At 29.4% G+C, this 10603-nt stretch carries 9 protein-coding genes; all 9 read right to left on the minus strand.

The window, feature by feature from the left end; translation table 11 throughout:
- A partial coding sequence (gene glgP / locus Q0352_RS13630; protein ID WP_299528394.1) for an alpha-glucan family phosphorylase occupies window positions 1-1607 on the minus strand: 1607 nt, incomplete at its 3' end.
- 474 nt (window positions 1608-2081) lie between these two features.
- Window positions 2082-2558 (minus strand): hypothetical protein, encoded by a 477-nt coding sequence (locus Q0352_RS13635; RefSeq protein ID WP_299528395.1) that lies wholly within the window; start codon window positions 2556-2558, stop codon window positions 2082-2084.
- 128 nt (window positions 2559-2686) lie between these two features.
- Entirely contained in the window at window positions 2687-2818 is a 132-nt protein-coding gene (locus Q0352_RS13640; RefSeq protein ID WP_299528396.1) for a hypothetical protein, read from the minus strand.
- Between the two features lie 402 nt (window positions 2819-3220).
- Entirely contained in the window at window positions 3221-3997 is a 777-nt protein-coding gene (gene fdhD, locus Q0352_RS13645; RefSeq protein WP_299528397.1) for a formate dehydrogenase accessory sulfurtransferase FdhD, read from the minus strand.
- A gap of 3 nt (window positions 3998-4000) precedes the next feature.
- Entirely contained in the window at window positions 4001-6715 is a 2715-nt protein-coding gene (gene fdhF, locus Q0352_RS13650; RefSeq protein ID WP_299528398.1) for a formate dehydrogenase subunit alpha, read from the minus strand.
- A gap of 6 nt (window positions 6716-6721) precedes the next feature.
- Window positions 6722-8347, minus strand: coding sequence for an NADH-ubiquinone oxidoreductase-F iron-sulfur binding region domain-containing protein (locus tag Q0352_RS13655; RefSeq protein ID WP_299528399.1), 1626 nt, complete (start codon window positions 8345-8347; stop codon window positions 6722-6724).
- 53 nt (window positions 8348-8400) lie between these two features.
- Complete coding sequence (locus Q0352_RS13660; protein ID WP_299528400.1) at window positions 8401-9579, minus strand: class I SAM-dependent methyltransferase; 1179 nt, start codon at window positions 9577-9579, stop codon at window positions 8401-8403.
- Window positions 9580-10122: a DUF1697 domain-containing protein gene (locus tag Q0352_RS13665; RefSeq protein ID WP_299528401.1), complete on the minus strand. Its 543-nt coding sequence runs from the start codon at window positions 10120-10122 to the stop codon at window positions 9580-9582.
- Window positions 10123-10603, minus strand: a 481-nt coding sequence (locus Q0352_RS13670) for an AI-2E family transporter (RefSeq protein WP_299528403.1), incomplete at its 5' end; no start/stop codon positions are given.

Consider the following 10603-nt stretch of genomic DNA (forward strand, 5'->3'; position numbering starts at 1 on the left):
ATTCTTTTGCTTGTAAATTCTGGAATTACATCATCTATACCTTTAAAAACAATTTGTTGCCATTTTTTTTGATTGTCGTAATAGGTTGGTAAAACTTCATTTTCTAAAATATCAAATAAGTTTGAGCAATCTTCTTCATCTTGTTCCCAAACTGGTCGATTGTGATCTAACTCAGGTAATACGAAACAGTTCTCTCCATTTTTTTGAAATTCTGGAATCCAACCATCATTAATTGAGAGGTTTACAGAACCATTAAAAGCTGCTGTCATACCGCTAGTTCCTGATGCTTCTCGCGTAATTCTTGGAGTGTTTAACCATATATCAGATCCATACTTCAATTTTTTTGATAAATCAATTTCATAACCAACTAGCACTGCTAAATTTTTAGAATTTTTAGAGTAATTAACTAAATGATTAAAAATATCAATAGCATAGTAATCTTTTGGATATGGTTTACCTGCCCAAATAATTTGAACTGGATATTTTTCATTAGAAAGTAATTTTTCAAATCGTTCTAAATCATATAAAAACATATCAGCTCTTTTATAACCTGCAAAACGTCTTGCCCATACAATTGTAATTACATTTGGATCAAATATTTTTTCTGTTTGATCTAAAACGATATCAAAAAGTTCAGATTTAAGTTCAGATTTTCTTTCCTTAAAAGCTTTAGCACTTTTCTTTTGCCAAGCTTTTTTTATTTCAATATCCTGCCAAAAATTTTGATTTTGTGCATTTGTGATAGGAATTATTTTAGAAATTCCATCAAAACCTTTCCACATATCATTTGAAACTACAGCATGTAATTTAGATACTGCATTAGATCTGTTAGCCATACGAAGTGCAGAAACAGTATAATTAATCATACCATTATTTACCATTTCTTTTCTTAATTCTTCTTCAGAAAGTGTTCTTCCAAAGAAACCGCAACGATTTAAGTGACGCGCATCTCTTTCTTCATTTCCTGCTTTTTCTGGAGTATGCGTGGTAAATGCAAATTGTTCTTTTTTAATTCCCTGATCTCTTAAATAGTAAAATGCAGGCAATGCATGACCTTCATTTAAATGATATTTATCGGCACCGCCTAAAGCTTCTACAACTTTTGCACCACCAATACCTAAAATTATACTTTGTGAAACTCGCGTTAATTCATTGGAATCATATAAATGATTGGTTATTGTTCTTGATAAATGATCGTTCCCCTCAACATCGGTACTTAATAGATACATTGGTACACAACCAAATATTTCAGGTTTTAAAATATAAGCTCTTACTTTTACTCCAGGATTGTCATGTAATGGAACTTCTACCTCAATACCTGTATCTTCTATGAAATTATATGTTTTTTCAATAAAGTCAGCTCTTAATGTTTGGTCTTCATTTCTAGCTTGATCGTAATAGCCATATTTCCATAGCATTCCAATACCAATCATATTTTGTTTTGACTCAAAAGCGGATCTCATATGTGAACCAGCCAAAAAACCTAAACCTCCAGAGTAAATTTTTAAAGCTTGATGAATTCCAAATTCCATACTAAAATAAGCAACCTTTTTATTATATTCCTTTGCTATTTTATATGGGTGATGCCATTTACTATATTCGCTCATTTTTTTAAATTTTACATAAGCTACAAATATAAAAATTACTCAGAACTAAAAGTGTTAGTAATTAACCAATTTATGTTTAAAAATGATAAAATTTCGGATAGATTTAATTAGCTAAATGGATTTGTTTCAATGTTTTATATTAACTTAATAAAAATCATAAACCTGTATCTTTTTGGTTTTAAATGAAGTGAATTATTAAAAATAGGAAGCTAATAAATACCAATTTTAACAGCTTATTTTATATTATTTTTTTAAAAAGCGAATTTTAGATTTTTACATTTGAAACAGAGACTAAATTGGTTATTTTTATTCTTACTGTATAGCTAATTAAGAAATATTACCATAATTAAAAGGATACAATCATACGTCAGAAATAGCCAAATATGTTTAATTTACACAGAGTATGAAAAGTGTAAAATGAGCTAAAAAATTCATATAGGTTATTTTAAATATAAAATATATGTAATGTCTCTTTTAACCTATTTTTTTTGGAGTTTTCATATTTTCATCCATTTCTTTTTTTAAATCAGTGGCAAGTATATAAATAGCTAATTTACTTCTTAAAAAGTATAAGATAACAACAACAATAACAGCAATTGGTACGCTGTAAATAAAATCTACTTCATCTACAAAGTCTTCACTATCATTAATAACTGAAATTAATTGAAATAAATAAACAGATATTGGAATTGTGATAGCGTGTACCCACCAGTGTTTGTTTGTTAAAAACCATATTGTTAAAAGAGCTAGTGGAACAAACTTTGATAATAGAAAATAAATATAAGTTTGAACTTTGTCATAGTAACCACCTTTAATGGTGCCTAATAGAGTTTCGTATGTTTCAATATCTCTAGGGATATTTTGGTGAATATACAATAAATAGGGTATAAATATTATTAATAAAATAATAAAACTACCTGTCCATAATGAGGTTTTTTTCTTGCTTTTCATGGGGTTAATTTATTCTAAGGTTATTCAAATATACTTTAATTATTTTAATTAATTTTATTAAATACAAAAACCACAATAATTTATTTTATTGTGGTATCAATGCTTTAAGCTAAAAAAATAGATGTTATTTATCCGTTTCTAGGTAAAATAATATCGCTTTTTTTAAGAGCTGTATTGTCTGTAGAAGTGTAGCTTAAAACTGCAACTGCTACAAAAGCAGATACCATAAGCAATCCGAAAATTAATTTTAATTTTTTCATTTTTAGTAAGAATTAAATGATTAGTAAGAACATCGAATTTACATTTAATCTTACAAATAGGCAAATAAAATCCCTCTTTATTTTTAAAAAATTTTAAAAATAAGGGTTTCGAAAAGCTATTTTTTCTTGTTTTTATAGGGGTAAGCCATTAAAAACAAGATTTAAAATACTTTTTATTTTAGTATATAAAACTTCTATTTTGGAGATTTTAAAAGCAAAATTTGATTTTTATTTCATTAAAACTGGGTGTTTTTAATGTTAAAACCAACAAATTACAAATTCTCTCCGTAAAAATTTGCAATTATAGGGACGCTCTTATTACTTACAAATATACAATAATATTTGTAATGTGCAATCTATTAATAAAAAAATGCATTTTATTTATTAAATCGTGTAGTTTATTTATTTTGAGTAAATAGTTGCTTTGTTGCCACGAGAAAAGCCAATTAAACAAATTCCAAATTCTTTTGCAAAGTCAACCGCCAAAGTTGAACAGGCTGAAACAGCTACAACAACTGGGATTTTAGCAATAAATGCTTTAGATATTATTTCATAAGAAACGCGACCGCTTACCAACATACCTGTTGTTTGTTTTAAAGAATTATCATTTAGTAGCTGACCAATCACTTTATCAACAGCATTATGACGCCCTATATCTTCTTTTAATGCTAAAATTTGGTAATCAATATTAAATAATGCAGCAGCATGTGAACCTCCTGATAGATCAAACGTTTCTTGTTTTGAGGTCATTTCAGAAAATAGTTGTTTCAATTTTTTGGTGTCAAATGAAAATTTAGGTTTTAGTTTTTTTCCAGTTACTGAAATGTCTTCTAATTTTTGTTTTCCACAAATTCCGCAGGAAGAAACAGAAAGTAAGGTGCGTTTATTTAAATAACCTTTTCCTATGAATTTTTTGGGAATTGAAGCATTTATAATAGAAAAACCATTTTCTCTTTTTTCAATAACTTCAAAGTCTAAGTTTTTAATATTCTTATAAATATCTTCGGCGTATAACAACCCTCTAATTAATTCAAAATCGTCACCCGGAGTTCTCATAACAACAGTGTATGGTTCTGAATTAATATTTATTTGTAAAGCTGCTTCAACTACTAAAGCGTCATTTACTTTTTTAGAATCGCCATTATTAATTTGTAAACCTTCGTAGTTTAATGTTTGCATCTATTATATTTTTTCAAAATCAACCGCCACAACTTTGTATTCTGGTGTTAAAGTTTCTTTATCCCCAACACTTCCTGTAATTATATTAATAAACACTTCAGGTTGATGAAAAGTTGTTCTTAGAACTCCTTTTTTAACGTTCTTGGAATACTTTATTGGAATGTGAACACTTCCTCTATCGGAAAAAATTCTAACTATTTCTTCATCATCAATTCCTTTTGCTTTTGCATCTCTTGGATGCACTTCTAGAAAATCTTTTCCTAAAATAGTTTGATTATCAGTTCTACGAGTCATAGTTCCAGAATTGTAATGTTCTAACTCACGACCAGTAGTTAAAATAAATGGATATTTTTTTCCGTGTGAAACAATTTCTGGGGATTCTTCAAAGTTAAAATGATGAAATGTCCCTACACCTTTTTTAAATTGACCTTCAATATGAAGCATTTTTGTATCCGTTCCATCTTCTTTTATTGGCCATTGCAAACCATTTTCACCTAATCGTTCCCAGCTCAAACCTTTCATAAACGGAATAACATCTGCAATTTCTTCAATTACTTTCGCAGCATCGTACGTTAAACCAGTAGGCTGATTGTAACCTAATCTATTCATTATATCAATAATTATTTGTCCGTCAGGTTTTGTATTTCCTATTGGTTCAATCACTTTATTAACACGTTGTACTCTTCTTTCACCATTGGTAAATGTTCCATTTTTCTCGAAATATGAAGAAGCAGGAAGTACCACATCTGCCATTTCAGTAGTTGCAGTCATAAATAACTCTTGAACAACAATTAATTCTAATTTTTCAAAAGCTTTAATACTATGATTGGTGTTTGGATCCGTCATTATAGTATCTTCTCCCATAATATACAATGCCTTTAATTTTCCATCAATGGCAGCATCTAGCATTTCAGGAATTTTTAAACCTTCAAATTCAGGCATTTTTTTAACACCATATTTTTTAGCATAATATTGTTGAATTTCAGGGTCGTTTATATCTAAATATCCAGCTCCTTGATGTGGTTGTACTCCCATATCTGCTGCTCCTTGAACATTATTTTGTCCTCGTAAAGGATTTAACCCAACGCCATTTCTACCAATATTTCCAGTCATCATGGCTAAATTAGAAAGTAACATTACTGTTTTACTACCTTGAAAATGTTCCGTAACACCTAAACCGTGAAATTCCATTGCTCTATCAGATTTTGCATACGCAATGGCAGCTTCTTTTACTAAATTTTTAGAAACACCAGTAAGCGTTTCTAACTCATCCATATCAAGGTTTTCAACGTGGTTTTTAAAATCTATATATTTTTCTGTGTAAGAGGCAATAAAATGTTGATTTACTAAATTTTCTTTTACAATATAATGTGCAATCATATTTAAAATAGCAACATTAGTTCCTGGTCTAATTTGTAAAAAGTAAGTTGCTAAATCTGCTAATTTGGTTTTTATAGGATCTACAACAATAGAAGTAACTCCTTTCATAAATGCTTGTTTAATTTTGGCGCCAGTTACAGGATGCCCTTTCACCGGATTTGCACCAAATAAGAAAATAGCATCGGCTTGTTTTAAATCTTCTATAGAATTTGTGGCAGCTCCAGTTCCAAACGACTTTTGCATTCCGAAAGCAGTAGGAGCGTGGCAAACACGAGCACAACCATCAATATTATTTGTTCCAACAGCAACACGAATCATTTTTTGCATTAAATAATTTTCTTCGTTTGTAGCTCTTGAAGAAGAAATTCCTCCAATTGAATTTGCACCGTAGTTATTTTTTATTTCTACTAATTTTTTAGCAATAAAATCATAAGCTTCATCCCAAGTTACTTCTTCAAATTTCCCATTCTTTTTAATCATAGGCTCTCTTAACCTATCCGGATGATCGTAAAATTGAAAGGCAAAACGGCCTTTTAAGCACGTGTGACCTTGGTTTACTTCGGCAGTTTCAGGAGCTTGGATTCCTCTTATTTTTCCATCAATAACTGAAACATCTAACTGGCAACCAACACCACAATAGGTACATGTTGTTCTAACAGTTTTATCAGCAATCAGCGTTTTTGTTTCAAATTTATCCGTTAAGGCTTCTGTAGGACACGTTTGCACGCAAGCGCCACAAGAAACACAAGCAGATTCATCAAAAGAAGTATCGAAACCTTTTATAATATTGGTTGCAAAACCGCGACCGCTCATTCCTAAAATCATTTCACCTTGAATTTCTTCACACGCTCTTACACATCGAAAACAATTAATACATTGTGATAAGTCTGATTTTATATATGGATGCGCTCTATCTCTTTCAATATCTAAATGATTTTTTCCTTCAGGATAACGTACGTTTGGAATTCCAATTTGAGCAATAGTTTCTTGAAAAGGTGTTGCTTTTTTTCCTTCTGCTGGGAAAATTTTATCAGCAGGATAATCACTTAAAACTAACTCAACAACATTTTTACGAAGTCGTTTCATTCTTTCGGTATTGTGATAAATATACAATCCTTCAGAAATAGGCGTATGGCAAGAAGCCATTGTTTTTGTAATTCCGTCTTTTTCACGTGCTACTTCTACAGAACATACTCTACAAGACCCAAAATTTTCCAATCTATCATCTTGACACATTGTTGGAATAGCGTTTTTATTTTCTTCAATTCTTCTTACAAATTCTAAGATGGTTTCACCTTGAATATAATCGAATGCTATGTTTTCAATATATGCTTTCATATTGTTTTAGTTTGAAGTAAAATAGTGTTGAAGTTCGTCATTAAAATACTGCAACGCATTTTTTACAGGAAGTGGAACTCCACCGCCAAGGGCACAAAGAGAACCAATTTCTAAGGTTTCTAATAAATCATCAAACAATTTTCGATCTATTTTATAGTCTGAATTTTGAGATTTTTGAAGCATCTCCATACCTCTAAATGACCCAATTCTACAAGGATAGCATTTGCCACAAGATTCATCAGCAGTAAATTCCATCAAATGCTCTAAAAATTTTATCATTGGAAAATCTTTAGGTATTGAAACAAAACTTGCGTGTCCTAATAAAAATCCATTATTGTTTAACGATTCAAAATCGAGGGTTAATTCTCCAATTTTGTCTTTTGGAACAATTCCTCCCAATGGACCGCCAATTTGAAAAGCTTTGATGTCTGATTTAAATCCGTTACCGTATTCATAAAAAATGGTATGTAAATCAGTACCCATTTCAATTTCATACAGTCCAGGTTTGTTGAAAAAACTATCTAATGAAACTAATTTTGTGCCAGTAGATTGTTTTGTTCCAAGTTTTGCATATGCTGCTCCACCATTTTCTAAAATCCAATGAATATTGGCAAACGTTTCTACATTACTTAAAACTGTTGGTTTCCCAAATAAACCGTATTGAGCAGGATAAGGCGGACGAACACGAACTTCAGGGCGTAAACCTTCAATAGAATTTAAAAGTGCTGTTTCTTCACCGCAAACATAAGAGCCTTGTCCTCGAATAATTTTGAACTTAAAATCGCCAATCAAGTTTTTTTCTTGTAATTTAATTATTGCATCATTAACTTTTCTAATGGAATCTGGATACTCACCTCTAATATATAAGACGCCTGTATTTGCACCAACAGTTAATCCTGACATATACATTCCGAACAACACTTTATGTGGCTGATGTTCCATTAAATACATATCTGAATACGCCCCAGGATCACCTTCATCGGCATTACAAACAATGTATTTTTGCGTATTTGTTTCTTTTACAACAGCATCCAGTTTAAACCAAAATGGAAATCCGGCACCTCCACGACCACGTAAATTAGAAGTTTTCACCTCTTGAATTACTTGTTGTGGATTCTTTTTAAACTCTTCAGCTAATGAATAGAAAGAAGTTATATTTTCAATTTTAGATGTTAAAATAGGTGTAGTATTACAACCGATGTTATAATCGTTTTCTTGATGTTTTTTAGTACTTACAATTTCTTTTAATTCTTCTTCTGAATTAATAGAATATGTATTTCCATTGTACATAAAAGCATTATTGGTGTGGCATCGACCAACACAAGCTGCGTGACCAATTTCATTTTCTTTAAAATGATTTTTTATATTTTTTTTAAGATTATCTTGTGTTTTAGCAACCATACAAGCAGTTCCACTACAAATATGTACTTTTTTATTTCGGTTTTCTTCACGCGTAAAATCGTAAAATGATGAAGTACCAACAACAACAGAATCATCAATTAAAAATCGTTTTGCCAATTCTTGAAAATCTTCTTTTGAAGCATTTTTATGAGATAAATCTGCTATATTTTCGAATAAATTATCCTTTAATCCTTTTCTAGAAGATAATGTACGTATATTTTTATTTGCCATTTTTCGCTGAGTATAATGGGTAAAAATACTAAAATTTAATGAGTATGCTTTGGCTATAAAACCTTTTTGCAAATCAAAACTAGGTGTTTATTGTTTATATCAGTCGTAAAAAACAGGTATAAATTACCACCATCTTTGAAATTAATCTTTTTTCGAATTTGAATTACAGTTTCTGGAAAATTACGAGTTGTTATGTTTGCTTTTTTTGAAGGAATTAGTTTTGTTAATTCTTTTTTGTTGTAAGGAATTATATGTTTTATCTCAAAACTTCTTCCAGGGAAATCTATCAAGTTTTCTGAAGTATATAAATGAGAATGTTGGTGCAATTTATCAACGTTTAATTGAACAGATATTTGTTGAAATGCACCAGATTTTAAAATTGCTGAGTTTGGCTCAAACAAATATTTTTTTGGCTCAGAATAGGTTGCTGAAACTTCACTATATAACTTAAAATTAAATTGCTGAATATTTGTCTTGTTGAAATTAATAGTTTTGATATCAGTTTGTTTATTGTGATTTTTTTCTAAAATGAATAACAATTCTTTCACTTCATTTTCAATTGCAACTATATGAATCTCTTTCACAAATTTTAATTCATTTATAGCACTCTTTAAATCAAGAATTGGTGATACTTTTATAAGAATATGATTACTTTTTTTAAAAAGCAACTCTAAATTATTGGGAATATTTGGTAAACAGTCTTCTAATAAAAATACCTTTCCTTTTACATCATTTCTTCTTGATGGATCACTATAAATCCAATCGAATTTAGATCTTGATTTTTCTAAATATTCCAATCCATCACCAACAATTGTTTCAATATTTTTTGTTTTTAATTGTTCAAAATTATGAGTTACAATTTCAGATAAATCTTCATTAATCTCACAATGAATTACATTTTTAACTTTTTGTGAAAAATAATAAGCATCCACTCCAAAACCACCAGTGATATCAATTAAAGAATTGCCTGAAACCAAATTAGCTTTATAATTTGCTGTAATTTCAGATGAGGTTTGTTCTATGTTTAACTTATTTGGGAAATAAATAGTTGGAGTTTTAAACCAAGTTTGCAATTTAGATTCGCATTTTGATTTTGAAATAATTTGTTCGGCTATTTCTTGAATACTAACCTCTTCAAACGGGCTCCCTTTTAAAATCAGTTTTGTAATATCAGATTTTAAATTAGCATTGATAAATTGCTGAACGTCTTTATTTAAAACAGTAGTATTCAATTATTGATTGCTTAGTTCAACTAATTTAGTAATTGTTCTCCAGTTTCTAGATGTTGCAACGGTTTGCAATTTTTTCTCAATAATATTTATGGTTAATTTAGAGTTTCCAGCACCACCGGGATAATTAATATAGGCACAATTTCCAACAATTTCAAGTTCTTCATTATTTGTAATATATGGTTCAATTAATTCAATTCCTTCGATGTTATAATTCTCTTTCAAAAGTATTACATACAATGCTTTGGTATCTATTGTTTCATCTTTCAAAAAAAGATTTGAGGTAAAAATAGTTAACAGATTTTCTTTTGTTATTACTAACACTTTAATAGTGTGTCCAAATTCTTTTTTTACCTGTTCTACAATTTGTTCTTCAACTTTAGAATTATTTTTTTCTGAAGATTCAAAAATAACATTGCCACTTTGTATATATGTAATTACATTTTCAAAGCCCAAATTGATAAAGAGTTGTTTTAATTCAACCATTTTAATTTTATGATGACCAGAAACGTTTATACCTCGTAAAAGTGCTATGTAAGTAGTCATTTATAAATTTTTTGTCAATGATTTTACAATTTTATTGTCAGCTAAAAATGCTTTTAAAACTACTTTAATTGCAGTATAAGTTGGAACAGCAACTATCATTCCTGTAATGCCAAACAAAACTCCTCCAATCATTATTACTAAAAATATTTCTAATGGATGTGATTTTACACTTTTTGAAAATATTAAAGGCTGACTTAAAAAATTATCAATTAATTGAGCAAACAAATAGCCAATCATTACATAAATAGTAATTGGTAATATTTCAGTTTGAAAATCTTGGCCAAGATTGCTACTCATACTTAAAAATAGCATAATTACTCCACCAATTAATGGTCCTACATAGGGAATTAAATTTAAGAGTGCGCATAAAAAGGCTATGACTACTGCATTTTCAATTCCAAAAATAAGGAGTGTAAAAGTATAAATCACAAACAATATAGTGATTTGAAAAACCAAACCAATAAAATATCTAGACAATAAA

This window comes from uncultured Lutibacter sp. (assembly GCF_937891065.1).
In the GTDB taxonomy this organism is placed as follows: Bacteria; Bacteroidota; Bacteroidia; order Flavobacteriales; family Flavobacteriaceae; genus Lutibacter.